The sequence below is a fragment of the Microcoleus sp. BR0-C5 genome (assembly GCF_036705045.1).
Lineage (GTDB): Bacteria > Cyanobacteriota > Cyanobacteriia > Cyanobacteriales > Microcoleaceae > Microcoleus.
In genome coordinates this window covers 1-26,999 of record NZ_JAUBTR010000046.1, presented here as the reverse complement: position 1 = coordinate 26,999, position 26,999 = coordinate 1, and the positions used below count along the sequence as shown (strand labels likewise).

Genomic DNA, 26,999 nt, shown 5'->3' with positions numbered 1-26,999 from the left:
TTAATATATGGCTTGCGCGCGGGACACCAACAATATAGTCTTCTTGCTTCTCTCAATTTTTATCCTTGGTTTTCCCTGCTGTTATTTTCCAAAATAACCAATACACCGTTAATTTTATTCTGGTCGATCGCACTTGCGATCGAGTTAACCCACAGATTGATATTCTGCGGTTCTCCTTGCAATGGCATTAGAACCAGATTGGGGTAATATTGCTCTCTATCTCGATCGCCTTCTGGTGACAAAGCCGCATTTAACCATTGACTAAAATTATCATTGTCGATTTTAATTAAATCACCCAAAGGTACACCCTCTACGAGTTCTTGAGCGCCACCTAGCAATTGTTTAGCCCGATAGTTAGCGGTAATAACCTTACCTTTTTCATCTGTGGAGATGACACCATTAGGGAGCGAGCGCACTATATCTTTATGTCTGTTTTCTTGTTGTTTGACCTCGGAAAATAGGATAGCGTTTTGCAGGGCGACTCCTGCTTGGATGTTAAATGCTTTCATAAATTCCAGGTCGTTGCGATTGAAACTCGCTTTCCACTGATCGGGGGCGTGAGGCCAATCTTCCGGGTTGTAGGAGGGGAATTCTCCTGGTCGTTTTTTATTAACTAATTGGGTGACTCCAATCAATTTTCGGTCTGAATTAAATACTGGCATACACAGCATACTGCAAGTACGGTAGCCAGTTTGTGGGTCTATTTTTTGGGCATTTTCTGCGCGGGGGTCGTCGTACACGTCAAAGGGAATCAGCAGGGGTTCCCCCGATTGGGCGACGATGCCTGCGAAACCTGCGGTTCTAGGTATGCGAATTTCTTGAAGTTGGCCGCTGATCGGGATTTTCGTCCACAGTTCGTCTTTATCTTCATCGATTAGCCACAAGATACTGCGATCGGCGTTCATGAGTTCTTCGCCCTGATCCATCACCCGCTTCAAGGTATCATCTAAGTCTAGACTGCTCTGACAAAGGGCGTTGATGGCGTTCATCAGCGCTGTCGCGGCCCGTTGTCTTTGACTTGCGGCGTAGAAAGATTTGGACGACTCTACAACTAAGCGAATGGACGAGGCAAATTCTCTAAAAACTTGTTCGTCTGCTTGAGTAAACCCTACATTGTCAATCTGTTCGCCTAAAGTATCATAATCTTTGTGGTTCGGCTTGAGTTTATTAATCAGTTGGACTACTGCCATTAACTCGCCTGTTCCTTCATCGAGCAGAGGCATCGCCAGCATGGTATAACAGCGATATCCTGTTCTTTCGTCAAATTTTTTGACCTTGACAGAACGTGGGTCATCATAGAAATCATAGGGAATATTTACCACTTTTTTCTCCGTGGCTACTTCTCCCGCAATGCCCAGATTAGCGGGAAATCTGATCTCTAAATTTTTGCCGTTTTCGTCTTTAGCTACAATAGCCCACAGTTCATTTGGCTCTTGATCGAATATAAAAATTGTCGTTCTATCTGCCTTCAACCATTCCCCTGTTTTTAGAGTAATGTCTTGGATCATTTCATAAATGACTGGCTCAAATCCTACACCGTCAATTATACAATCTATCAATGATAGAATTTGATTGAGAGTTTGACGCTCTCGATGTCCCTTGCAACAAACATCTCGAATCATATCTGCAAAATCATCAGGGTTCAGAGGTTTTAAAATATCGCTCAAACTCATACAATAACTCCTATGATAATTTTCATCAGGCACTGTCTAGAGATAACTATCAGCAGAAAGAGTTGAAAGAGGTATATCTGCGGTGAAAGCTACCTCCCCCATTCCCAACCAAATCTAACAGCAACCGCCGCCATTATAATGCCAAGTCGAATCCGTAATTAACACCTTATCTGGCATTAATCCGCCCAACTTCCCAGCAGTTTTATCACACACCGCCGCCGGAACTCCCCGCTGCAAAACGTGGCCAGCCCCGTCATCAAATAGCTCTTCAATTCCCGCATAAATCGCCGTCTTGCCAGTGAAAATGCAAGCTCCGTCATCCGGTACATCCACTTTGAAAGACACCGAATCAAGGCTTTCTAACAGCAAATCCGCATCCAATTGATAATTATGTTTATCCAGCAATCGGTAAGGCCTTCTCGCCCGCACTTCCACTTGCCCAAAACCTACGTCTACAAGCTGTTGAACGTATTCTGCGTATGTCATAGCACCGGACAAACACAAGGCGCGCAAGCGTTGGTCTTCCTTCAAATGCTGCGGAATGGGTCGAGTTGCGATCGGATCGCTCATCAACAATCTGCCACCCGGCTTTAACACCCGATAAGTCTCTTTTAATGCTTTAGCTAAATCCGCTGGTTCAAAGATATTAAACAAGCAGTTTTGGGCGACAACCTCTACAGAAGCATCCGGCACGGGCAATGCAAAAGCATCGCCTTCACAAATTTCTACAAAACTCGGATCGAACCAATCATTTTCGTGGGCCGCTAGTTGCAAGTTTCGTGCAGCCGCATCTCGCATGGCTGGAACCGGATCGACGGCAATAACCGCTCCTTTGTGTCTAGAAAAATATGCAAATTGTAGTGCTTCTAAGCCACCGCCGACGCCTACATAAAGCACGAAGGGATTGCCGACGAGTTCGGCGGCGTGAACGGTTGTGCCGCAGCCGTAATTCATTTCTTGCATTTGTTGGGGAATTTTTAATCCTGGCAATTGCAAGGGGCTGCTTTGGACGCAGCAAAGTCCGATTTGGGGTGTTTCGGCAACATCGCTGTAGAATTTGGCTGCTGTTTCGAGGTAGGTCATTTTTTAGTGTCCTAATTTGGGATTTTTGACCGCAGATGGAGTACGGGCGGGACGCCCATGCCACAAAGAAGCCCAGAAAGTTTTTGTTAAGTGGCAAATTCGACTTTTTGTTCGGATTTGGGCGGATTTTCGGGTTCGGAAACAGTTGTTTTGGGAGCTACTAATTCAGTGGTTGGCTGGCTAGGAGTTTCAGCGGCAACTGGTGGCGTTGGCGGTACAAGATTGGGAGACTCTTCTGGTATCGCGGGAGCGATTACTTTTGGTACTGGAGCTTTTTCTGTTATTTCTGGCAGGGTTGGTGGATATGAAGGAGTACCAGGTTGGGTTTCTTGATGCAAGAAGTTGCGGAACCGATTGTAGTATCCTTTATATTCCTGTTTTTTTGTTTGGGGAGTTGCTGTTGGGGTCGGTTCTATTATTTTAACGGGTGCAACAACTTTCGGGGTTTCTAACGGTGGAGTTGCTGTCGGTGTCGGTTCTATTACTTGAACTGGTTCTACAATTTTCGGCGCTTCGAGTTGGGGGGTTGCTGTCGGTGTCGGTTCTATTACTTGAACTGGTTCTACAATTTTCGGCGCTTCGAGTTGGGGGGTTGCTGTCGGTGTCGGTTCTATTACTTGAATGGGAGCAACTTCGGGAGCGACTGTTGGCTCTAAGCTCGGTTGGGTAACAGGGGTCTCTGGAACAGCTGGTGAGGGTTGGACAACTGGTGTTTTTTCTAATGCAGGTGTCGGTGTCGGTTCGGGGGTTGGGGTTGGTGTCGGTTCGGGGGCTTGGTAGCTACGATCGACTATACCGCGACTTTCTGCTGCTGTTAGTTCGCCCCGCACTAATTTAGAAAGAGGCTCTTGGCCGAGCGGTTGGAAATTTATCAGTCTGACTGTATTATTAAAGGCGTTTTTGACGATATTTCCCCGTTCGTCAATTAATTCTAGCTGTACCCAGTTTTTCCCTGGTTTGAATCCTTTAAGATATAGAGGTTGCCACTGGTCGATCGCAAAGCTTTGGCCGTTGACTGTGGCTCTAATTTTCCAATCGAGTATTTCATCTTGGGAATTTTCTTGCGCCACTTGGTGCGGGGGGGCATTTGTCAAGTAAAAGTCCAGCAGGATGGGCTCTGCCCCGTAGCTGCCTTGGGGGCTGTTGTACGTTAATAGGGGCAATGTTCGATCGGGATTATTGTCGTCTGTTTTGGTAAAAACGTGAAAGGTGGTTTGAGCTGCGGCACCTTCGTTTTTAAAGCTTTCTTCCCAAGGACGAGCGGCGAACACCTGCAGAGTATGGGTTCCGGGATCTAAGTCCGAGAGCGTTAAAGGTTGGTTGATGTCGTAAACTGCTGCATAAGGTTGGTTGTCTAATAAAACTTGCAGATGGGGGCCCAAACCCAAGTTTGCATCTTTGAAAATGGGCAAGTCCTTAACTTGGAACTCAACAGACACATTTATATCCTGAAGCACTTCGTCAGGTTTTGGATTCAAAATACTAATTTGAGGCTGGTAGATTTCTAGAGCCTGACGCAGTTGTTGAAGGGCTTCTGGGGGAGAAACCTCTGAGATTCTGTTTACTGGGGCTGTAGCTGAGCCGCTCTTGTTCCCTGGTTTGGGCAATTCGGGATTGCCCGCGCCACAACTTGCTAAACCCAACATTAATATTGCTGCTGCCAACAATGCCAGCAGCCTGCCCGCAACCGTTCTGTGCCAATTGATCCCAATCACGCAACCATACTCCTAGAAGCCTTCTCATAGGGAACTATAGCCCAAAAATGAATTTAGTATTGGGGAATTGCCGGCGAGGAATTCCCAAGTCGCGTAGGAACCCGGATTGAGGCAGCAGCGGGCAACCCATCCTCTCCCACTCTTAATTGCCGCAGCCTTTTTCCCAAACATATATCTACAAATGAGTATTCCTAAATTACCTTATCTTTGAGTTTTGTAAAGTTAATGGCAGTACCCCTTGACTTTTTTGAGGGACTGTGGGATTTAAAGGCGTTATTACATCAAGAATTGAGCCTTTTTTAAGTATTGTTAACAAGCGATTAATACTTCTCTAGCAAGCTTATAATTCATAAAACTCCCTCAAAAGGAGCAGCCGTATCAAGTCTGAATCAAGGACGCGATCGGCGGCTCATCTGGAGAGAAGAGTTGGCAGTACCCAGGCACATTGTTAGCGACACTGGGAAACTGGCTTCTTCACAGAAGCAAAATGCTTGGGGAGACGATGCACCTGCGTCTAGCTCTGCAAAGAGTAAAGTGCCGTGTAGTGTCGGCTTTTTCGAGAATCCCCCGCCTAATCAAGCGTGGGGAGTGTCCGGTACAGTGTTCAGTTCTCGTTCCTTGTCTTACCGAGAGGAGAGTCTTCATGACCATTAGTCCTCCAGAGCGAGAGGTAAAAGCTAGGGTAGTAGTCGATAAAAATCCGGTTCCAACTTCTTTCGAGAAGTGGTCAAAACCCGGTCATTTTGATCGCACTCTAGCTAAGGGGCCAAAAACCACCACTTGGATTTGGAACCTCCACGCTAACGCTCACGACTTTGACAGTCATACAAGTGACTTAGAAGACGTTTCGCGCAAAATCTTTAGCGCTCACTTCGGCCACTTGGCAGTAATCTTCGTATGGTTGAGCGGCGCATATTTCCACGGCGCTAAATTTTCCAATTACGAAGCTTGGCTGACAAATCCTACAGCCATCAAGCCCAGCGCTCAAGTGGTCTGGCCGATTTTTGGTCAAGAAATTTTAAATGCAGATGTAGGCGGCGGCTTTCATGGGATTCAGATCACCTCTGGTCTATTCCAACTGTGGCGCGCCAACGGCATCACTAACTCATACCAGCTATATTGCACTGCGATCGGCGCCCTGGTAATGGCAGCTTTGATGCTGTTTGCCGGTTGGTTCCACTATCACGTCCGCGCTCCGAAACTGGAATGGTTCCAGAACGTGGAATCGATGATGAACCACCACTTGGCAGTTTTGTTAGGCTGCGGGTGCTTGGGCTTCGCAGGACAACAAATTCACGTTGCTCTGCCGATCAATGCTTGCATGGACGCGATCGATGCAGGTTCACCGCTGACAGTCGGCGGCAAGCTGATCAAAACAGTTGCCGACATCCCCCTGCCGCACGAGTGGATTTTGACACCGGGCTTGATGGCTGACATCTACCCGAGTTTCGCTAAAGGTTTAACCCCCTTCTTCACCCTCAACTGGGGCGCATATACAGACTTCCTGACCTTCAAAGGCGGTCTGAACCCCACCACAGGCGGTTTGTGGCTGACTGATACAGCACACCACCACTTAGCTTTGGCAGTGCTGTTCATCGTCGCTGGTCATATGTACCGGACGAACTGGGGCATCGGCCACAGCATGAAAGAAATCCTAGAGAACCACAAAGGCCCCTTCACTGGTGAAGGTCACAAAGGTCTCTACGAAATCCTGACTAATTCTTGGCACGCGCAACTGTCGATTAACTTGGCACTGATGGGCTCTTTGAGCATCATCGTCGCCCAACATATGTACGCGATGCCTCCGTATCCGTACATCGCGACCGACTACCCGACTCAGCTATCCCTGTTCACCCACCACATGTGGATTGGCGGATTCCTGATTGTTGGAGCAGCAGCTCACGGAGCAATCTTCATGGTTCGGGATTACGATCCCGCTGGAAATGTCAACAACTTGTTGGATCGCGTGATCCGTCATAGAGATGCGATCATTTCCCACCTGAACTGGGTTTGTATATTCTTGGGCTTCCACAGCTTCGGTTTGTACGTTCACAACGACACGATGCGCGCTTTCGGTCGTCCTCAAGATTTGTTCTCGGATACCGGGATTCAGTTGCGTCCGATATTTGCCCAGTGGGTGCAAAACATCCACGCTTTGGCTCCGGGCACAACAGCGCCTAATGCTACGGAAATCGTTAGCCACGCTTTTGGCGGCGGTGCAGTAGTAGTAGCCGGCAAAGTAGCGATGATGCCGATCGAGTTGGGTACGGCGGATTTCATGATCCACCACATCCACGCTTTCACCATTCACGTTACAGTCCTGATTCTTTTGAAAGGCGTGTTGTTTGCACGCAGTTCTCGCTTGGTTCCTGACAAAGGCAACTTGGGCTTCCGGTTCCCTTGCGACGGCCCTGGCCGTGGCGGCACCTGCCAAGTTTCTGGTTGGGATCACGTGTTCCTAGGCTTGTTCTGGATGTACAACTGCATCTCGATCGTGATTTTCCACTTTAGCTGGAAAATGCAGTCGGACGTGTGGGGAACAGTATCGCCAGACGGCACAATTTCTCACATTACCGGCGGCAACTTCGCACAAAGTGCGATCACGATTAACGGCTGGCTGCGGGACTTCCTTTGGGCGCAAGCTTCTCAGGTGATTCAGTCCTACGGTTCGGCACTGTCGGCCTACGGTCTGATGTTCCTAGCTGGACACTTCGTATTCGCCTTCAGCTTGATGTTCCTGTTCAGCGGCCGCGGCTACTGGCAAGAACTGATTGAGTCGATTGTTTGGGCTCACAACAAGCTCAAGGTAGCTCCGTCGATTCAGCCTCGCGCTCTGAGCATTATTCAGGGTCGGGCTGTGGGTGTAGCTCACTACCTCCTAGGAGGAATTGTCACTACGTGGGCATTTTTCCTAGCGCGAATCATTTCGGTAGGGTAAACTACCCCTAGGTTTTGGATTCTCGATTTGGGAGGAATCTCAAATCGAGAATCCAAACTCCGAACCGAATCCCTTCAATTTTGTTCAGGATTCAGGATTAATCAAGGCTTATGGCAACGAAATTTCCAAAATTTAGCCAAGACCTTGCCCAAGACCCGACCACACGGCGGATCTGGTACGGGATTGCCACAGCACACGACTTTGAAAGCCACGATGGCATGACCGAAGAAAATCTTTACCAAAAGATTTTTGCTTCTCACTTCGGCCACGTAGCAATCATTTTCTTGTGGACATCGGGCAGCCTGTTCCACGTAGCATGGCAAGGTAACTTTGAACAGTGGATTAAAGACCCTCTAAACGTCCGCCCGATCGCTCACGCGATTTGGGACCCGCAATTTGGCGCTCCTGCTGTAGAAGCTTTCACTCAAGGGGGCGCTTCTAACCCGGTGGATATCTCTTACTCTGGTGTCTACCATTGGTGGTTCACCCAAGGGATTCGGACAAACGCCGACCTGTATCAAGGAGCTATCTTCTTGCTACTGCTGGCCGCTGTCTTCCTGTTCGCAGGTTGGTTGCACCTCCAACCCAAGTACCGCCCCAGCTTGTCTTGGTTCAAAAATGCTGAATCTCGCCTCAACCACCACTTGGCTGGTTTGTTCGGTGTCAGCTCTTTGGCTTGGACTGGTCACATGGTTCACGTTGCTATCCCCGAATCTCGCGGACAGCACGTAGGTTGGGACAACTTCTTGTCAACCCCGCCTCACCCGGCTGGTTTGGCTCCGTTCTTCAGTGGTAACTGGGGCGTATACGCCGAGAACCCAGATACAGCGAACCATGTCTTCGGTACTTCCGAAGGCGCTGGAACCGCTATTCTGACTTTCTTGGGTGGCTTCCACCCTCAAACAGAATCCCTGTGGCTGACAGACATCGCTCACCACCACTTGGCGATCGCAGTTCTGTTTATCGTTGCCGGTCATATGTACCGGACTAACTTCGGTATCGGTCACAGCATCAAAGAGATGTTGGATTCTAAGGCTGGTTTGGTCGGCGGCAAGAGTGAAGGGCAGTTCAACTTGCCTCACCAAGGCTTGTATGAAACCTACAACAACTCGCTGCACTTCCAACTGGCATTTCACCTCGCTGCTTTGGGCGTAATTACCTCCTTGGTAGCACAGCATATGTACGCGATGCCTCCCTACGCTTTCATAGGTAAGGACTTCACGACTCAGGCTGCGCTTTACACCCACCACCAGTACATTGCTGGATTCATCATGGTCGGCGCTTTCGCCCACGGAGCTATCTTCTTGGTGCGGGACTACGATCCTGAAGCAAACAAAGGCAACGTGCTCGATCGCGTGTTGCAGCACAAAGAAGCGATTATCTCTCACTTGAGCTGGGTGTCGCTGTTCTTGGGCTTCCACACTCTCGGCTTGTACGTTCACAATGACGTTGTAGTAGCTTTTGGTACTCCTGAAAAGCAAATCTTGATTGAACCAGTGTTCGCACAGTTCATCCAAGCTGCTCACGGAAAAGCTCTCTACGGCATGGACGTGCTGTTGTCTAACCCTGACAGCATTGCTTCTACCGCTTGGCCGAACTACGGCAACGTATGGCTCCCAGGCTGGTTGGATGCGATCAACAGCGGTACTAATTCTCTGTTCTTGGCGATCGGACCTGGCGATTTCTTGGTTCACCACGCGATCGCACTAGGCTTGCACACCACCACCTTGATCTTGGTCAAGGGCGCTCTGGATGCACGCGGTTCTAAGCTGATGCCGGACAAAAAAGACTTCGGTTATGCTTTCCCTTGCGACGGCCCCGGCCGTGGCGGTACTTGCGATGTCTCTGCTTGGGACGCGATGTACCTGTCTGTATTCTGGATGTTGAACACCCTAGCTTGGGTAACGTTCTACTGGCACTGGAAGCACCTGGGCATCTGGCAAGGTAACGTGGCTCAGTTCAATGAGTCTTCTACCTACCTGATGGGCTGGTTCCGCGATTACCTCTGGCTGTATTCTTCTCAGTTGATCAACGGTTACAACCCGTATGGTACTAACAACTTGTCAGTCTGGGCTTGGATGTTCTTATTCGGACACCTCGTTTGGGCAACTGGTTTCATGTTCCTGATCTCTTGGAGAGGTTACTGGCAAGAGTTGATCGAGACTTTGGTTTGGGCTCACGAGCGCACTCCTTTGGCTAACTTGGTTCGCTGGAAAGACAAGCCTGTTGCTTTGTCGATCGTCCAAGGTCGTTTGGTTGGCTTAGTTCACTTTACTGTGGGCAACGTCCTCACTTACGCGGCCTTTGTAATTGCCTCGACGGCCGGGAAATTCGGGTAACTCTGAACTCTGGTTTCTAGGTAATTAAATGAAATCCCCTGCCTTATGGCGGGGGATTTTTTTAGGTCTTTTGTTTAACTGAAGCTGTTAATCAGGAATCTGAGGGCGAGCGCGCTGTCCATTAAACCTCCTTTTAGGTAATAATAGAGAAAAGCCTGAGTCTTCAACATGGTTCAACTGTCTTCTGACTGGAATAATGAGGCTTATGTGTCTCTGCATCTGGTTCAGACAATGCTGGAGATGGCGGGTTTGCCTCGCAAGAGTAGTTATTCTCACTGGATTCCAGAGTTTAAGGTTAAAGTACCTAAACTGACTGCCAATAGTCAGATAGTTTGGACTCAAAAAGAAGTTGATTTCTTAGTAGAAGACTTGAGTAGATATATTAACTTTCTGGTTGAAATTAAGACGGCTAAAATTAGACTTGATGCGGCAGCTCGCATTCAGTTAGAAACGTATCTGAAATACTCTCATACAAGATTTGGGATACTGATTGATCCGTTTTCAGTGGAGATTTACGAATATACACAAGGGTACGCGACTCTAAAATGTAAGCACAATATAGAAAACCCCGAACAAGTTCAACCAGTAGCAAATTTCGTTAGGAATTTTTTGGAGACAGTTAAAATGCGTACAATTGCAATTCATACATCCAAGGGTGGGGTTGGTAAAACTACTTTAGTTGTCAATATTGCCTATGAGGTGGCAAAAATAGGTAACAGAGTTTGAGTTATTGACTTAGACGATCAAGCCCATGCCAGCCTATCCTTGGGAGTCAACAAAGCTGACGAATTTGACAAAGCCTCTACCTTAGAAGAATTTGATAAGGTTTTGGATTTTTTTCAGGATAGAAAAGAAGTTATAGAGTTTTTGAAAGACTATGACACCAAAAGTTTTAACTACAAAGAATATATACAAATTTCCCCAGTTCTTGAAGTTTTGAGAAGTGCGCTCGCCCCGAACCTCATTTCACCAAAAGTGCGAGAGCCCTTCTCCCCTCAGATATCCCCATTCACCTGCATCTGATGTAACTTATCTGCCAATTATTGCAAGCGCTTTTCGTCCAACTCGTCAATCGCCAGCATCCCGACATAGAAAATTTCCTTCAGCATTAGTCGGGTGGCTAGCGCCTTTTTCTGCACAATATCCTGGATAATGGGGCTGACTCCAATCGCGGTACTTGCTCAGGTCACAAAACTAATCGGAGATTAACAACTTCGATTAAATCTTAGCACTTTTAACCTAAGCTTTTAGCTGGGATGCAACTTGTTTAACCGCGTTTTGACAAGACGCAACACAATGTGAAGTCAATCAATGAGCAAATGCTGACTTATCTAAGAAATATTACAAAATCTACCGTAAGATAATTTGATGCTAAACTTATCAAGTGATGTGACGATTGCTCGCTCTTTACCCTCGCCTCTTTACGATCGCACAGAGCGAAAGACTAAGTTTAGTTCGGCTTATACTTCGGCTTCCGGCTTCTTAACCCTATGTATCTGTAAATGACTGAGTGCTGAAGATTCAATTAACCGTATTACCATCACAATTGGAGATTTTTCAATGAAACTCAGTAAATCTTTGGCCATGTTGTTGACATTAATTTGTATCACAGTCATAGTTGTGACTACTTTCAGATTAAGCCCTAGTTTCGCTCGTTCTACGTCGGTGATTTCAGCACAAGAATCAGCAGAAAAAGTAACTACAGATCTGATTGCACAAATTCCCGGAGGAAATTCTCTCTACAATAGGCTAGGAGGCTACAACGCGATCGCAAAGGTCATTGATGATTCAGCAACTTTCATATTCGCTGATCCAGTAATTGGTAAATACTTTATTGGCTTGGGCACAAACTCACAACAGAGGCTGCGTCAGTTGTTAGTGGATCAATTCTGCCAAGCAGCAGGGGGGCCTTGTGTTTATACAGGGCGGACTATGAAGCTTTCCCATAGTGGAATGGATGGAGGCCTGACGGACATTGAATTTAATGCTTTTGCTAATGATATATCCCAAGCTCTCGATAAAAATAGCGTCAATCAACCAGAAAAAGTCCAAGTCCTGGCATTTGTTAATAGTCTCAGAAGCAAGATTGTCGAAAAGTAAGATGAAACGCTCCCCTCTCCTCCTGCTTTCGGTGGCATTTCTGCTACTGTCAGGAATGGTAACGGCCGAGGCAGCCCGTGCAAAACCGTCAGAGCCAACCACCGAGATGAAAGTTCCAGTATCCCCAATGCCAAGGCAGTCTTCTGAGCGCTTTTCCATGCCTGCTATTTTTGCTCCACCCCCTGCTCAATCGAACGATCAACCTTTTTGTTTTTATCAGCGCTCCGATAGCACGATAGTTGATTTGAGCAGACTTTGTGGGGCTAAGAGCACCGAAACGGGTACAAATACTAGATGGGAGAACGCTCCTGTTGAGGAGAAGAAGACCCCAATTTATTGGTAGAAAAATGAGAATTTGTTTCAGTAGACGAATTCCATAGGAGCGCCCTTGCCTTACTTCACCCGAAGTGTGTGAAGCGTAGCTATCCCGTAGGGAATCGCCCTCATCGCCTCAAATTTCACCATTCACCTGCATCTGATGCACCTTGTCAGCCAATTCTTGCAAGCGCTTTTCATCTAAATCATCGATCGCCAGCATCCCTACATAGATAATTTCCTTCAGCGTTAGTCGGGTTGCTAGCGCCTTTTTCTGCACAAGATCCTTGATAATCGGGCTGACTCCAATGGCGGTACTGGCTCTAGTCACAAAGGTAACGGGAGATTAACAACTTTGACTAAATCGTAGCACCTTTAAGCTGAGCTTTTAGCTGCGATGCAAAATGCTTAAGCGCGTCTTGACAAGACGTGACAAAAAGTTTATAGTAGAAACTTGGAAAGGCCGAGCGCCTACTCCTCAATAATCTCCACCAAGTCCTCAATCATCACATCAAATGCCCGCGCTAACTTGTACAGGGCGGTAAAGTCAACCATTGATATTTCTGAACGACGAGCATAGCTGGTTATGGTGCTGTAGATCACGCCCGATCGCTCAGCCACCTCCTTGAATGTCCAGCCCCTCTCGGCCGCTAACTCTCGCACTTTTACTCTGACTAAACCCATGCTTGACAAATAATGCAGTTGCGTTTTAAGATAATTGCATCTGAAAAAGCGATCGCCCCGGTCTAGAAAACTAAAGGTCGATCGGCTATTCCTCCAAAACCTCAACCAACTCCTCAATCATCACATCAAAAGTCCGAGCTAACTTCCGCAGCAAAGTAAAGTCAACAGTTGTCAGCCCTGGACAGCGGGCATAATGCTTGACAGTGTTGTACACCACGCCAGAACGTTCTGAAACTTCCTTGAATGTCCACCCTTTCTCGGCCGCTAGTTCTCTGACTTTAATTCTTACTAAACCCATGCTTGACAATTCATGCAATTGCGTAGTGTTTTTGTAAAGATAGATTATTTTGACCAAGAATACTTAGCGGCGATCGGCTACTCCTCTAAAATCTCCACCAAATCCTCAATCATAATATCGAAAATGCGAGCCAGCCTGTGCAAGTAGGCAAAATTAACGGTTGTCATGCCTTGACATTGGGCGTAGTTTCTAATGGTGCTGTAACCAACACCCGATCGATCTGAAACTTCCTTAAGTGTCCAGCCGTTCTGGTCTGCAAACTCCCGAATCCGCAACCTCACCAAGCCTTTGCTCATACTTACTTGACAAATGACAATCTGCTGTCGTTTAATATTAGATATCTGAAAAAGCGATCGCCTCACGTCTGAACAACTAAGGGCGATCGCCTTCAAAAATTAAATAGACAGTTACTAGCTGTCTACCAGCCATGATAGCATCATCCCAGCTAAAATCAAGCACCCTCACCTGCTCAAAAATTTTCCACAAATCGCCAATCCTGCATCCGATGGCGAGATTTGTCACAGAAGAAACAGTCGCACTCCTGTTCAATATCTCAGCAGAGGAGATTTACCGCATCGAATGCTGTCGCTACATGGTTTACGTGCACGCCAAAGGCATTAGTCGCTTTGTCAGCTACGCCGATTTTCCCCCTATTGTAGAAGTAAAGCCGATCGCACTTCAAGATTTTGGCAGGTGGTACAAACGCTGGAAAAGCAAGCAAGCACCAGCATTTTGGACGAAATTCTACACGTACAAGTTCAAAAAAGCTGTTTCAGTTGACAGCTTGCTAGAGTGGGGCCAATTGGTAGCTACTGTTAAATCGGTCATTTCTGGGCCCGCGCTGCAACAGCTACGAGATGTCTATGCCCAAGAAAAAGATTTGATGGATAAATTTTAAAGTGCGATCGACTTAATCCTACTTGAACTTTCAATTAAATTTTAAAACACTTCATCTTCGATTCCCAGCCACCATTCCCCCAGATTCATTAAATCTTTGTGAATGTCCGTAAGTTCTGTCATATACTCTTCAGCAGAAATCTCCGATCGCCTTTCTTGCAATTTTTTCAGCCGCAGTTGCACCAACAGCCAAGGTTTGGAAATCCCATCCGTTGCTTCGATATATTTGGCTAGATCGTTGCTGTCCATAGTTATTGTTATTTGTTATTTGTTATTTGTTATTTGTTATTTGTTATTTGTTATTTGTTATTTGTTATTTGTTATTTGTTATCTGTTGGTAGGTGGACTGGTATATTATACCAATTTTGAAATCCCTTTAAAAAAACCTCATTTTTTCCCGTCGCTTTTAACCGATATTTTGAACCATTCTCCAGAACAGGCAAGATGCCTGTTCCACAAAACATCAGGTTTCTTGTGGGGTGGGCATCTTGCCCGCCCGAAAACATGCTTTACCTATAATCCGAAGTCTGAATATTCTTGAGCTTCGCCGCATATTTCATGCCGTATTCCGGGCGACAGAAGCGATCAATCTGAGACTCAAAGAAAGCCCGATTTGCCTTCAAATGCTTGGGATTCGGGTCATCTAAAGGATACAAAAGAGCAGTCCGCAAAGCTTGAATCACCGCCGAAGTAACGCAGTACATCGATCGCTGAAATGTCACCCCAATTTGATTGAGGATATCATCTTCGCCCCGACAGCGCTGTTTGTAGAAATCCCTCAAATAAGGCGGCAGGAAATGCAGCATATCTTGTGCTAGCAAAGTCGGCGGAATCCCCGCCGTACCTACCGGGAATTTGTCTGCATACAATACTCCGAAGTGGAAGTCTTTTTGGTCGTCAGGAACTTCCTTAGCCTGAGCGTTGTAAGATTTAGTGCCTCGGAATGGCGAAGTGCGATAAAATACAGCTTCCACGTAAGGTAACGCTGCTTCGTAAAGCCAAGTGAAACCCTTAGATTTGGGGATGATTTCGTAGGTTTCGCCGTCGATTTGAACGTGGTGGTAAATCGGGCGTCCGGCGATCGCAAATATGCCATTTACCAGAAAATCCATAGCTTGAGGGACTGTGGTAACTTTCCCTTCGTCATAAAGATCCGAAACCTCAAAAAATACTGGTGCCATTACTTCCCAGAATAAACCGAGATTGCTGTAATAAGACATTTGGCGGCACTGTTCTAAAAACATTTCGGGAAATGCTTTGTGAAGTGCCAGCATGAACGGGTCTTTTTTGAAATAAGCTTTAATTGCCCGATCGGCATTAGCCTTATATTCGTCACTGTCCAAATAAGGATCGAATTGATTGGTGGGCACGTACAAGCCCCTGTGCCAAAGCATTGACCTCATGCACTCTTCGGCAAATTCCATGTTAATGCGATCGTGCCACAAATGGTGAAACAGTCGCGGCTTTTTCCCAGTTTCACCCTTTTCCATGAACTCCAAGAGTTCCGGGTGAACACTTCCAGTCCCGCGCCAAATCCGCAAATCTGCACCGTCACCTGCATAGTGATTTTGCAAGTCTAAATATTCCTGGGGCAAGAAGTATTTAAAGAAGGGAAGCGGGTGTAAAAATACTCGTTCGGCGATGTAAAGCAAATCCCGCCAGTAAAAGTCCATCGGCACCGCGTAAGCTTTCCAAATAGCGATGATTTGCATCAGATTTTCCGGCGTATCTGGAATCATTGCGCCACCCGCTTCCAGCCTGTGAATTATTTCGGCAAATTCGTGTTTGGAAGGAGGTAGTTTAGTTGCTGGTTTATTAGGGGTTTGTACCATTGTTTCTTCCTTGGATTGAGTGAAATTGAATATTTATCTACTTCCAGCCTCTGCCTATTGGTTAGAACTTAACGTAAAACCGATAGTCCAGAAGTCCGGCAGGGGTTGAAACCCCTGCCTCAAAGCGAAAGTCCTCGCTATGAGGACTAGAAAACTCATTAGTCCTCATAGCGAGGACTTTCGCTATAAGCCCCGTGGAATTCATTCCCTGGCGGACTTCGTTTGTGTAGACGCGATTTCAAGAACCGAATGTTCTAGGGGATAGCTAATAGCTACTTGGGTATTTCTGTCTACAGGCAGAGTAGCAACGATCGCATTTGTAGTGGATTCGCTCCACTTTAGCAGCCAAGCAGGTTGAATTCCCAACACAAAAATGATGCCTGCCAAAACCAGTGCCGGCATATTTTCAGCAAACGTAACTGGAGGGTAGTAAGCCGTGGCATTGTCCAACTTCCCAAAACAGGTGCGGTTGAGCAGAATCACAAAGTAAACTGCTGTTAAACCAGAGGCTAAAATGCAGATTAAAGTTGGAATTGGAAAGACTGAAAAACTGCCTTGAAATACTAAAAATTCGGCAATAAAACCCACCAAACCGGGAATTCCGGCGCTTGCCATACCGCCCAAAACTAACAGGGAACTGGCAGTGGGTAAACCCCGCATCGGGTTCATCAAACCGTTGAGCACGTCCAAATCCCGCGTGCCAACTTTGGTTTCGATGATACCTACCAAATAAAACAGCAAAGCTAAAATTAAGCCGTGGCTTACCATTTGCCCGACAGCGCCGATTAATGCCAGCTTCGTACCCGCAGCGCAGGCAACCAGGATGTAGCCCATATGCCCGATCGAACTATAGGCTACCATGCGTTTGATGTCTTTTTGGGCGATCGCGCTCAAAGCCCCGTACATCACGCTCACAGTCCCGATAATCGCTAAACCCGGAGCTATAATCGACCAAGTTTCGGGAAACATCTGCAAGCCAAACCGCACTAAACCGTAAGTTCCCAACTTCGCCAGAATCCCTCCCAGCAAAATTGCTGTTGCTGGCGAAGCTTCCACGTAAGCATCCGGTAGCCAAGTGTGCAGCGGCACCAAGGGAATTTTAATTCCCAACCCAATTAGCAAAATTGTTAGCAGGATTAACTGCATATTTCTCGGCAATTCTTGAGTGGTAATCGCACTGTAATCGAAATTTAAAGAACCACTCAGCCAAGCCACACCCAAAAATGCTGCCAGCACTAAAAGTCCCGAAACTGCCGTGTAGATCAAAAACTTCATAGCAGCGTATTCCCGCTGCTTTCCGCCCCAAATCGCAATCAACAGGTAAAAAGGAATTAATTCTACTTCGTAAAACAGTACAAACAGCAGCAAATTTTGAGACATCAAAGCTCCGGCAATACCAGCATTGATTAGCAAAATCAAAGCGTAGTAAAGCTGGGGGCGCTCCATCTTTTCGCCCGTGCCGTAAATGACTAATAGCGTCAGCAAAGCACTTAAAACCAGCAGCGGCAAGGACAAGCCGTCAATGCCCAAGTTGTAGCTCAAACCTAATTGTGGAATCCAAGGCAAATATTCTTGAAATTGCAGTCCCGAATTTGCTGGATCGAATTGAGTCAACAGCCAGATATTCAAAATGAAAATAGCTGCTGCAAAAGCCGAGGCTATTGAACGCAGACGCATCCCATTGATATTTCCGGGCAGGAACCCGACTACCGCAGCGCCCAACGCGGGCAACCAGAGCAAGGCACTAAGCATAATGTGTCAAGAGTAAAGAGTAATATCAATTCCGGTTGCACCGGAATGATTGTTGACGGTTGACGGTTGACAGTTAACTCGAATTTCCTATTCCGATGCTAACTTATTTGATATTAACTCTCAATTTAGCACGCTTTTATGGTTTGATAAGTTGAAAGTTTAGATGTTAAATTATCCCAAATTATCAATTCCAAATTGCATCATTACTCAGGAATAATAGTGACTGTCCCCGTGTCTAAATCGTAGTAGCCACCAACAACTTTCAGTTTATTCTCCGCAATTAACTTAGAGATAACTGGAGAGGCTTTCAATTTGTTAGCTTGCAGCCTAACATTCGCTTTGCAGGCATTTTCTAACTTGTCGCCCGCTTGGTCTTTCGAGCTTTCTACAGCAGGCCTAATTGCGTCGAGCAAACTGCCAATTTGACCGGGAACTTGAGCTCCTTTGATGGTTGCGTCTACCGCACCGCACCTTTTATGCCCGACTACCACAAGCACTTTTGCTCCCAGTACCAGCGTGCCAAATTCCAGGCTGCCAGTTTCTTCGGAAGTAACAACATTTCCTGCCACGCGACAGACAAATAAATCTCCCAATCCTTGATCGAAGATAATTTCCGAAGGAAAGCGGGAATCTGCACAGCCCAGAATCGCAGCAAAGGGTTTTTGAGATTTGGCAACTTCGGTGAGGCGCCCAAAGTCTTGGTTGGGATTTTGGCGTTTGCTGTCAACAAACCGTTTGTTTCCGTCGATTAACTTTTGGAGAGCTGCATCGGGAGTCGAGTCATTTTGAGCAATTGCCGGTTCGGGTGCAGCCAAATCAGCGCCTGCTCCTGCTGCGAGTATCCCTGTACCAATAGCACCTGCGACCAATTTGAGGGAATTGCGTCGGGAAAGATTGAATTGTCTGTTGTTTGAGGTCATTTATGCTGCCTTATTTGAACGAGTTGGAAATCTTTGTTCAAGACTTCATGTTTTTAAGATTTTAGATTAAAATTGTCACCTAAAATCTTAAAATTTATATCTCTTTACCCGCCTACAATCAGCGACAGGCGAGCTAGCAGTGGCCAGCTTATGAGCAGTCCCAAAACTGCTACTCCGAACAGAATTGTCAGGGCGTAAAACTGAGTTTGACCGTTAACGTTGTATTTGAGGCTTTGCCCGCCGAAAACCGTTGCGAAACCGATTAAGTTCGCGAATCCGTCAACAATATTGCGATCGAACCAGGAGATGATTTGAGCAACTAAACCGACTGCAAATATCACTGTCACCCGGTAAAGTTTTGCCGTGTAAAAGTCGTAAGCAAAAAAGTCTTGCAAAGCTTCAGAACCAATTCGTACAGGTTTTTCCCATTTTTCGTTCAGGTAAATAAATGCTCCGGCACCGATGCCGATCGCCGTTGACAAAACTAGCAGTCCAGTTGCGGTATAATTCAAACTTGCCCCCGGCAATAAATGCCACGCAGCCAGCAAGTGCGGAACGTGCAAAGTAAAGCCCATTAAAACAGTCATCGGCAAGATAAAAGGCCAGTGAACTTCCGGCGAGCGTTCGGTCATTTGCTTTGGTTGGCCGCCAAAAACTAAACCGAAGACGCGCATCAACCCAAAAGCAGTGACGCCGTTTACAAACAGCACTATTCCTAACAGCAAAGGATGAGTTTGCCAAAGCCCGGATGTGAAGTCTTCTAAAGCCCAGAAGCAGCCGAAGGGCGGTAGTCCCACCAATCCAGCGCTACCGACAATAAACGATATTGCCGATATTGGCCGCTTTCCCCACAAACCGCCGAGAGCTCGGACATCCTGAGTGATGCTGTTCCAAACTACCGAACCGATGCTCATCACCAGCAAACCCATTGCCAAGCTGTAGGCAAATATTAATGTCAGGGCTGTCTGGGCTTGTCCGGTGCCGACGGCGATAAATACTAAGCCCATGTAAGAGCTGACTATATAGGAAAGCGTGCGCTTGATGTCAATTTGGGCGATCGCAATTAATGAAGCACCCACCGCCGTCGCAGCACCTACAATAATAGTTGTCTTCAGTCCGATCGGCGACAAAGCAATCACCGGCTGCAACTTAATCAATATCCAAGCACCAGTTTCGACAACTACGGTATTCCGCAAAATCGTCGCCGGCAGCGGGCCTTCCATCGCCTCATCCAGCCACAGGTGCAAGGGAAACTGAGCGCACTTACCCATCGGCCCGGCAATCAAGGCTAAGCTCAACAGCGTCGCTACAGTAGGGTCAAGCTTTGCAGTCTGAGCCCAAACAGCCAACTCGTCAAAATTCCAAGTTCCAGCCAGCGCCAGAATTGCGACTACTCCCATCAGCAGGAATAAATCTCCCACCCGCTTTGTTAAGAAAGCGTCGCGGGCTCCTGTCACCACCAAAGACTGATTGAACCACAGCCCGACTAGCAGGTAAGTGCCCAAAGTCAGAACTTCTAAAATCATGTAGCTGAAGAACAGGGAATTGCACAGTACCAAGCCGCACATCCCCGCTTCAAACAGCCCCATCAGAGAAAAGAACCGAGCCCAGCCCCAGTCCATTTCCATGTAACCGAAAGCATAAATCTGGGCCAGCAAGTTCAGTCCGGTAATCAAAACTGTCGCGCCGACGGTGACAGCAGAGATTTCTACGGGAATGGTTAAGTCTAAACCTGCTACCTTCAGCCAGGGAATCAACTGGTGTTGCGCTGGTTGGTTCCAGATAGCTGTCAGGGCGATGACGCCGTGTAAGAAAGCGAACAAGGTTAATATGGCGTTCACGTAACCGGATGGTCTTGGCCCCGTGCGGCGGGTAACAGCCGGAAACCACAGCATCGACAGAACTCCGCCGATGAGTGGATAGCAAGGTATAAACCAAACGGTCTGGAGTAAGATTTGAGCCATTGGCATTACTTGTAAAGGTTACAAAAATTTAAAATTATGAGAATAATTCCCAACGCGCTGACGACAGCAGTGAAAAGCCCGAAGGCAGAAGTAAAGAAAATTTTGGGGTTTGCCTCTGAGTTTCTTCCCCTCGTCAAAACGAGCGCTTCAGAATAGACTTATTAATTTTATATTAAGTATTGCGTTAAATTTTCATATTTCCGATTCAGCATACTTATCTGTACTGATAAACTATACTTATAGGTATATATAGGGGGGATTGTGTACAAACGAATATTTGTCGATCGCAAGTGCGATCGAACAATTATTTATTGCTCTAAAATATTAAAACCGATTAAAACCGCTCAATCTGCCAAGCTGATTCGGGAAGTTTGGCTTGGCGCTGTCCGATCGCCCTTGCCCTAACATTCAAAAGACCGATCGGCGTATTAAACAAATCTACCATATCGGATCGGCTGCTCGCACTTTTGGCCGCTGCCACCGGAAATTCCTTTAACAGCCACCTAGCCAGCCGGTAAAAATATTCCCCTGTTGTGAATTCTCGCATCAAATCGACACCGTGGAGTTCGTGCAAATATTTATTAGATTCGCCGTACCGATACCATTGACTTTGCAACTGTTTTATTGTAGAACGGTGGCGGTGTCGGACGATCGCATTTTCGGCAAAATACATTTTATAGGATGTTTCCCGCAAAATCCGCCAGCATAAGTCCGCATCGCCGCCGCTGGTGAGATGCGGGCGAAACAAACCTATTTGTTGTAAAACTAGCCTCCGTACAGCTAAATTGGCGGTTTGGCCGTAAGCACAAAAAGGGTGAGCGAGAGTATGTTTTTGAGATAAAGTATTTTGGCGATCGGCGTGTTGTTCTAAAATAGTTTTACCGGGCAGTGCGAGTATTTCCCCAGCGCTAATTCCTATTTCTAAGTCAACAAATGGCTTAACTAAATTTTCCAGCCAGTCAGATTCCGGGCGACAGTCTGCATCAGTAAATGCAATGATTTCGCCTGTTGATGCGCGAATTCCTTTATTGCGGGCGGCGTAGGAACTTTGAATCTGGTTTTCGGTGAGGTGGCGAATGGTTATTCGATTGAAATTGCTTCCCCCCCTTGGTAAGGGGGGGAGTGAGGGCAGGGCGGTTTCATTTTCTTGTAGGGGCAAACCCTCGTGAAGAGCCCCGATGCCTGAAATGCCCATGAAATCATCTGTGGGTGGGGGCGGGTACGGGGGCATCGCCCCTACAAAAGCCTGGTTTTCCGTAGGGGCAATCCCCCCGTGGTTGCCCCGAAACAGCCCTGGGAGTGAGGGGGGGTTAGAGGCTGCTGTTTGGATGATGGTTGAAGTGCGATCGCGACTGTTATTGTCTACTAAGAGATATTCTACACTGTCGATCGGATAAGTTTGCGATCGCAGGCACTCGATCAACTCCGGCAAACCCATCTCGCCGTTGTAAACTGGCACAACCACCGAAACTTGCGGTAAAAACGTTTTAGTCATTCACAAACAACCGTAAACGATAGCATAACTAATATTGAGTAAGATTAAACGAACCGCGCAGGCGCTAAGGACGCTAAGGAAGATAAATAAGCAAATGTAGTTCTTACTTTGTCCTATAAGCGTCTTCGCGGTTCTTCAAATAATTAAAAAGTGTTACTAAGTTCCATGGCATTAACGGGGATATAACTTGTCAAAATTATAACTTCGGACTCTTAAACAGGCAAGATGCCTGTTTCACAACTGCATTCAGTTCTTGTGGAACAGGCATCTTGCCTGTTTCTTTCCCTTAAACAGGCAAGATGCCTGTTCCACAACTGCATTCAGTTCTTGTGGAACAGGCATCTTGCCTGTTTCTTTGAAATAGTAGAAAATATCTCTTACATCCCCTGTACAATCCGTCACCCCATCCGTTCTCAACTGTTCCCCGTCAACATCAGAACCATTAACACTAACGCCACGTTAGTTATATAAAAAATGCCAACAACCTGAGTTTCCAACCAGCCGCACAACTCTAAATGATGGTGCAGTGGAGCCATTCTTAACAGACGCTTGCCGATTCCATCCGGCCCTTTTGTAGCTTTGTAATAACCTACTTGAGCAATTACTGACAGCGTTTCAATAAAGAAAATCCCGCTGATAATTAATAATATCCAAAGGCTATTTGTTAATAAAGCTACCGCACCCAACGCACCGCCCAAAGCTAAAGCACCTGTATCGCCCATAAACACCTTGGCTGGATTGCGGTTGTGTGCTAAGAAACCGATACAACTGCCGCTGATGCAAGCGCAAAATATCATTAATTCTGGCGAAGTTGAGGCTACAGATGCGCCCAATCCCAAAAGTGCGATCGCCCCCAAACCTCCCATCAACCCGTCAACACCATCGGTAAGATTAGTAGCATTGCTTTCGGCAACTAGCACAAAACCAGCCAGCGGCCAGAACAGCAAACCTAATGGCAATACCCAACCGAAAGGCAAAGCAACATTCGTAGAAATTGCTGGTTGATGAAACATCAGCCACAGACAAAATAGAGCAGCAAAACTTATTTGCAAAGCCAATTTCATCCGAGGTGAAATACCTTTGTTAGACTTACGTCGCAGAATTTGCCAGTCATCGATCCAGCCAATGAAAGCGTAAGCTAAAGTTAAAGCCGATACGGCAACAACATCTGAGTTAAACTTAGACCAAAGTAAAGCGACTGCTACCCCAGCAGGTATAAAAAAGATGCCTCCCATTGTCGGCGTTCCCGCTTTTTTCAAATGGGCTTGGGGGCCGTCTTCGCGAATTATTTGTCCTGCTTTTAGTTGCTGGAGTACGGGCACCACTGCATAGCCCAACCCCGACGCAACTACAGCACAAACAACTAGCGGCATAAATAGCGATGCAGGTAAATTCAAAAATCTACCCGCTGCTACATCTAAACCGATCGCTACAATGCCGAGTCCCAAACCCAGCAGCAGGAATAAATTCTTGCCTGTAAGTTTGAAAGGCAGACTAAAAGGGATTTTCTCATCCAAAAAGTTATCCATAACACTCCTCACCACACACTATTTGAGAATAAGCAATTGACAATGTGGGAATAGGGTGCGATACAGGAGATTGAGAAATCTCTTAGTTTTTCTTCCCTGTTTCCGGTTGATTTCTTCACCCTTCTACCCGTTATTCTTCGCCTACACTCACATCCTCTTCTACTTCCTCTTCTAAATCATCGTAAGGACTGTCGTCAACTGCCATCAGTTCCGAAATTTCTTCTTCGTGCAGATAGTCGGGTTCTTGGACATCCCTTGCTAACAGGCGATTGTTAGATTCCAACCAGTCTAAAAGAGAAGATTGCTGTTTTAATGGAATTACATCCGCAGGTAAGTGGCGAGGAATTTGACGCAGAGATGGGTTGTACATGATTATCGGTTTTTAAAGACAAAGACGCGATCGAGTAGAGGTAACGTTTTGCCGACGAACTGCTCCTTTGATCAAGCACTTGCAAATCGGGCATTTAGCAAGGCTAAAGCATTATACCACAGGCACTGTTTGGTTCCGGATCGGATAAGATGGGAGACCGAAAAGGCGATCGCCCCCAAGCATGGGCATGAGGATAGCACTAAAATCCGCTCTTGCCAATCCTTCTTTAGCCGTAAGCATTGTACTCTAAGACGATCGTCTTTAAGATATCGCGGGACAAGCGGCGATCCTGTTCTGCAAGCCTCCCTAACAGCAAGGGTTTGATTCACAACATTCTCCTGGTTTTTCATCAAAGCCTGAGCTCGAATGCCCTCTGGCTTCTTCAGTCAACTCTCAAGCAATAAATCTCAGAATGGATACAACGGCAGCGGTTTTATACAACAAAGAGGGCTACGACACCGGAGGGCAAAAACTTCTGGGGCGTCATTCAGCCGGAGAAGGGTTTCTCAAAAGCTTAGTCCAACACGGAACCGCCGACTCTCTCTACTGTTGCGCCGATAGCGAAACAACCTTTAAAGAGTTTTGTTCGCACATCCAACCTTGGCTGCAAACACCTCGGAAAGTGCGCTGGATTCCGATGGAACGACCGGATTTGCTATCTCAACCGGGCACAATTTACCGACCCGATCCGGTTCTGTCGCAGATGGTGTGGGCGCGCAGATTTGTCGATCAGCGGGCCTACAGCGTTTGCGGCGTTACTCACACGATCGGTACAAAATACATCATGGGGGCGATCGGCGATTTGATCACCGCACCCATGCAGCCTTGGGACGCCCTGATCTGCACCTCTGCAGCCGTAAAAACAGCAGTAGAAGGAGTTATGAGGGAGTGGTCTGAATATTTAGCCCAGCGGAACGGCGGTAAACCGGAAATTTTGGTCAAATTCCCCGTTATTCCCCTAGGAGTCGATTGCAGCGCGTTTCCGCAGGGTTTGGAAGCAGTTAATAGTCGCCGCCAACTGCGACAAGAACTCGGCATTTCTCCGGAAGATATTGTTGTGTTATTTGTAGGTCGATTGACTTTTTCTGCAAAAGCTCATCCGGTACCCATGTACATCGCCCTAGAACGGGCAGCACAACAGACAAAAGCCAAAATCCACTTAATTCAAGCCGGTTGGATCGAAGATCCGAGAGAAGAACCCGACTTTAAAAATAGCGCACAAATATTTTGTCCCTCGGTGAATGCTATTTTTTTAGATGGGAGACAGCCGGAAATTAGAATAAATATTTGGTCGGCCGCCGACATTTTCATTTCGCTTTCCGACAACATTCAAGAATCCTTTGGACTGACACCAATAGAAGCTATGGCGAACGGACTGCCGGCCATAGTCTCCGATTGGAACGGATACAAAGAATCTGTACGCCACGAAATAGACGGCTTCCGCATTCCCACACTCATCCCACCCCCGGAATCTTGTTTAGATTTAGCCCTAAATTATCTCGACGACAGCTTAAATTGGCCGACTTACATGGGTCACACTTCCCTCGCGACAGCAGTAGACATTGATGCTTGCACCCTGGCGTTGTGTCAATTAATTGAAAACCCCGAATTGAGAAAGCGGATGGGGGAAAATGCCAGACAAAGGGCGAGGGAAATTTATGATTGGAAAGTAGTAATTGCTGCTTACGAACAATTGTGGCGGGAATTAGCAGAAATTCGCCTGGAGGCACCGGAGTCAGCACCTTTAAAACCTGGGAAGTCGCCTTATCCCCTAGGCGACGATCCGTTTCGGGTATTGGCTAATTATGCGACTAGAAGTTTAAGCAATGAGATGATGCTGAGTCTGGGTGTGATCGCCACACCAGAACTTTTAAAGCAGGTACGGACAATTAGGTTTACCAGTTTTGGTGAGGATAGGAGAACATCTGTTAGCATTCAGATGGAGATATTGGACACAATTAAGCAGGAAGGTGCGATCGGCGTGGGGGAACTTATCCGACGCTACGTTAAAAACGAGCAAGAATTAGCCGACCTGTATCGGACTCTGCTCTATCTGGTGAAATTTGGTATCTTAGTTATTAGTTGTTAATACTCTGCGGACTCGGCGATTAAAATCGCTACTACACAAAATTTCCTCCCTCTCGCTTGAGACAGAAGAAAAGAGCGGTCTGACTTTTGCCTCACCTTCGATAATTAATCCGTGTATTCGTGTCAAAACCCGTGTTCTTCCTTCTTAAAAAATCATGCTTAGAAAATCTGCACTCTTAGAGATAATTGCTGGCAAGAATCGAGGTTTGCTGGCTACTCCCAGCGACAAACAAGCGATTTTAAGCGCGATCGCCCAATTGGAAGATTACAACCCCACGTCTCGCCCTGTGGAAGCTGCAGAGCTTTTAAATGGCGATTGGCGACTATTGTACACCAGCAGCAGCGACCTGCTGAATCTTGACGCTTTTCCCTTAGTAAAATTGGGGTCAATATATCAATCTATCCGCGCCAAAGAATCTAAAATTTACAACATTGCCGAACTTTACGGCTTGCCTTATTTGGAAGGAATTGTCAGTGTGGCGGCGAGATTTCAGCCAACTTCAGAACGGCGAGTGCAGGTGAAGTTTGAGCGGTCAATTGTCGGTTTAAGCAGGTTGATTGGCTATGAATCTCCGGGGAAGTTTATCGATGAGATTGAGTCGGGGAAAAAGTTCGCTGCTGTAGATTTCGGGCTGGATACTCGCGAACAGCAGGGATGGCTGGATATTACTTATTTGGATAAAGATTTGCGGATTGGACGGGGGAATAAAGACAGTGTTTTTGTCTTGACAAAAGAGTGATTTGTTATTATTTGATATCGGGGCGGGTTTTACCAAAAATCTCAGCCTAAGACCCACAATCTTTTAAACCCGCCCCGACCTAATTGCCAAGTTATTATTTAATGTAGGGGCGGGTTTTACGAAAAATCTCAGCCTAAGACCCACAATCTTTTAAACCCGCCCCGACCTAATTACCAAGTTATTATTTGATGTAGATACTGTCTTGACCTGTCAAGGGGTAGCAGTCAAATAATTGGGGTCGAAAGGCTTTTGGGACTTTAAAATCCC

At 46.7% G+C, this 26,999-nt stretch carries 21 protein-coding genes and 1 pseudogene; 7 read left to right on the top strand and 15 right to left on the bottom strand.

Going from position 1 to position 26,999, the window contains the following annotated elements:
• Positions 1–65: 65 nt before the first annotated feature.
• The 3 genes and pseudogenes from QUB08_RS20640 to QUB08_RS20630 form a co-directional block, all read right to left on the bottom strand.
• A pseudogene (locus QUB08_RS20640) lies at positions 66–1,667 on the bottom strand (GAF domain-containing protein); the annotation flags it as partial.
• A gap of 120 nt (positions 1,668–1,787) precedes the next feature.
• The gene (gene arsM / locus QUB08_RS20635; RefSeq protein WP_333226630.1) at positions 1,788–2,756 is read right to left on the bottom strand and encodes an arsenosugar biosynthesis arsenite methyltransferase ArsM; all 969 of its coding nucleotides are present in this window, start codon (positions 2,754–2,756) and stop codon (positions 1,788–1,790) included.
• An 86-nt stretch (positions 2,757–2,842) separates the two neighbouring features.
• Positions 2,843–4,471, bottom strand: a complete 1,629-nt coding sequence (locus QUB08_RS20630; protein ID WP_333226628.1) for a hypothetical protein — start codon at positions 4,469–4,471, stop codon at positions 2,843–2,845.
• 643 nt (positions 4,472–5,114) lie between these two features.
• On the opposite strand from QUB08_RS20630, the gene psaA reads away from it, so the two are divergent.
• The 4 genes from psaA to QUB08_RS20610 all read left to right on the top strand — a co-directional run bounded on the left by psaA (position 5,115) and on the right by QUB08_RS20610 (position 11,848).
• Positions 5,115–7,409: a photosystem I core protein PsaA gene (gene psaA, locus QUB08_RS20625; protein ID WP_333226626.1), complete on the top strand. Its 2,295-nt coding sequence runs from the start codon at positions 5,115–5,117 to the stop codon at positions 7,407–7,409.
• Positions 7,410–7,519: 110 nt separating this feature from the next.
• Positions 7,520–9,748 carry a photosystem I core protein PsaB gene (psaB, locus tag QUB08_RS20620; RefSeq protein WP_333226624.1) on the top strand — a complete coding sequence of 743 codons (2,229 nt, stop codon included), beginning with the start codon at positions 7,520–7,522 and terminating at the stop codon, positions 9,746–9,748.
• 168 nt (positions 9,749–9,916) lie between these two features.
• The gene (locus QUB08_RS20615) at positions 9,917–10,474 is read left to right on the top strand and encodes an AAA family ATPase (protein ID WP_333226622.1); all 558 of its coding nucleotides are present in this window, start codon (positions 9,917–9,919) and stop codon (positions 10,472–10,474) included.
• 834 nt (positions 10,475–11,308) lie between these two features.
• Entirely contained in the window at positions 11,309–11,848 is a 540-nt protein-coding gene (locus QUB08_RS20610; protein ID WP_333226620.1) for a group 1 truncated hemoglobin, read from the top strand.
• Positions 11,849–12,299: 451 nt separating this feature from the next.
• Here QUB08_RS20610 and QUB08_RS20605 read toward each other — a convergent pair whose 3' ends face one another.
• The 4 genes from QUB08_RS20605 to QUB08_RS20590 form a co-directional block, all read right to left on the bottom strand.
• Entirely contained in the window at positions 12,300–12,494 is a 195-nt protein-coding gene (locus QUB08_RS20605; protein ID WP_265239051.1) for a hypothetical protein, read from the bottom strand.
• A gap of 140 nt (positions 12,495–12,634) precedes the next feature.
• Entirely contained in the window at positions 12,635–12,847 is a 213-nt protein-coding gene (locus QUB08_RS20600; RefSeq protein WP_006631308.1) for a helix-turn-helix domain-containing protein, read from the bottom strand.
• Positions 12,848–12,932: 85 nt separating this feature from the next.
• A complete protein-coding gene (locus QUB08_RS20595) occupies positions 12,933–13,145 on the bottom strand; it encodes a helix-turn-helix transcriptional regulator (RefSeq protein ID WP_333226618.1) in 213 nt (70 codons plus the stop codon).
• A gap of 77 nt (positions 13,146–13,222) precedes the next feature.
• The gene (locus QUB08_RS20590; protein ID WP_333158825.1) at positions 13,223–13,441 is read right to left on the bottom strand and encodes a helix-turn-helix transcriptional regulator; all 219 of its coding nucleotides are present in this window, start codon (positions 13,439–13,441) and stop codon (positions 13,223–13,225) included.
• 131 nt (positions 13,442–13,572) lie between these two features.
• Between QUB08_RS20590 and QUB08_RS20585 the strand changes: the two genes are divergently transcribed.
• Positions 13,573–14,043, top strand: a complete 471-nt coding sequence (locus QUB08_RS20585; protein ID WP_333226616.1) for a hypothetical protein — start codon at positions 13,573–13,575, stop codon at positions 14,041–14,043.
• Between the two features lie 41 nt (positions 14,044–14,084).
• On the opposite strand, the gene QUB08_RS20580 is transcribed toward QUB08_RS20585, so the two are convergent.
• From QUB08_RS20580 to QUB08_RS20545, 8 genes are all read right to left on the bottom strand, one after another.
• Positions 14,085–14,291, bottom strand: a complete 207-nt coding sequence (locus QUB08_RS20580) for a hypothetical protein (RefSeq protein WP_333226614.1) — start codon at positions 14,289–14,291, stop codon at positions 14,085–14,087.
• 260 nt (positions 14,292–14,551) lie between these two features.
• The gene (locus QUB08_RS20575; protein ID WP_333226613.1) at positions 14,552–15,874 is read right to left on the bottom strand and encodes a CO2 hydration protein; all 1,323 of its coding nucleotides are present in this window, start codon (positions 15,872–15,874) and stop codon (positions 14,552–14,554) included.
• Between the two features lie 201 nt (positions 15,875–16,075).
• Positions 16,076–17,626 (bottom strand): NADH-quinone oxidoreductase subunit M, encoded by a 1,551-nt coding sequence (locus QUB08_RS20570; RefSeq protein WP_333226612.1) that lies wholly within the window; start codon positions 17,624–17,626, stop codon positions 16,076–16,078.
• Positions 17,627–17,829: 203 nt separating this feature from the next.
• On the bottom strand, positions 17,830–18,546 hold the full coding sequence (locus QUB08_RS20565; protein ID WP_333226611.1) for a carbonic anhydrase: 717 nt from the start codon (positions 18,544–18,546) through the stop codon (positions 17,830–17,832).
• Between the two features lie 104 nt (positions 18,547–18,650).
• Complete coding sequence (locus tag QUB08_RS20560) at positions 18,651–20,510, bottom strand: NAD(P)H-quinone oxidoreductase subunit F (RefSeq protein ID WP_333226610.1); 1,860 nt, start codon at positions 20,508–20,510, stop codon at positions 18,651–18,653.
• A 334-nt stretch (positions 20,511–20,844) separates the two neighbouring features.
• Positions 20,845–22,005 carry a glycosyltransferase gene (locus tag QUB08_RS20555; protein WP_333226608.1) on the bottom strand — a complete coding sequence of 387 codons (1,161 nt, stop codon included), beginning with the start codon at positions 22,003–22,005 and terminating at the stop codon, positions 20,845–20,847.
• Positions 22,006–22,418: 413 nt separating this feature from the next.
• Positions 22,419–23,534: a phospho-N-acetylmuramoyl-pentapeptide-transferase gene (mraY, locus tag QUB08_RS20550; RefSeq protein ID WP_333226606.1), complete on the bottom strand. Its 1,116-nt coding sequence runs from the start codon at positions 23,532–23,534 to the stop codon at positions 22,419–22,421.
• Positions 23,535–23,664: 130 nt separating this feature from the next.
• Positions 23,665–23,904: a DUF3134 domain-containing protein gene (locus tag QUB08_RS20545; protein WP_006631296.1), complete on the bottom strand. Its 240-nt coding sequence runs from the start codon at positions 23,902–23,904 to the stop codon at positions 23,665–23,667.
• Between the two features lie 412 nt (positions 23,905–24,316).
• On the opposite strand from QUB08_RS20545, the gene QUB08_RS20540 reads away from it, so the two are divergent.
• Positions 24,317–25,993, top strand: a complete 1,677-nt coding sequence (locus QUB08_RS20540) for a glycosyltransferase family 4 protein (protein ID WP_333226604.1) — start codon at positions 24,317–24,319, stop codon at positions 25,991–25,993.
• Between the two features lie 154 nt (positions 25,994–26,147).
• The gene (locus QUB08_RS20535) at positions 26,148–26,732 is read left to right on the top strand and encodes a PAP/fibrillin family protein (protein ID WP_333226602.1); all 585 of its coding nucleotides are present in this window, start codon (positions 26,148–26,150) and stop codon (positions 26,730–26,732) included.
• Positions 26,733–26,999: the final 267 nt, after the last annotated feature.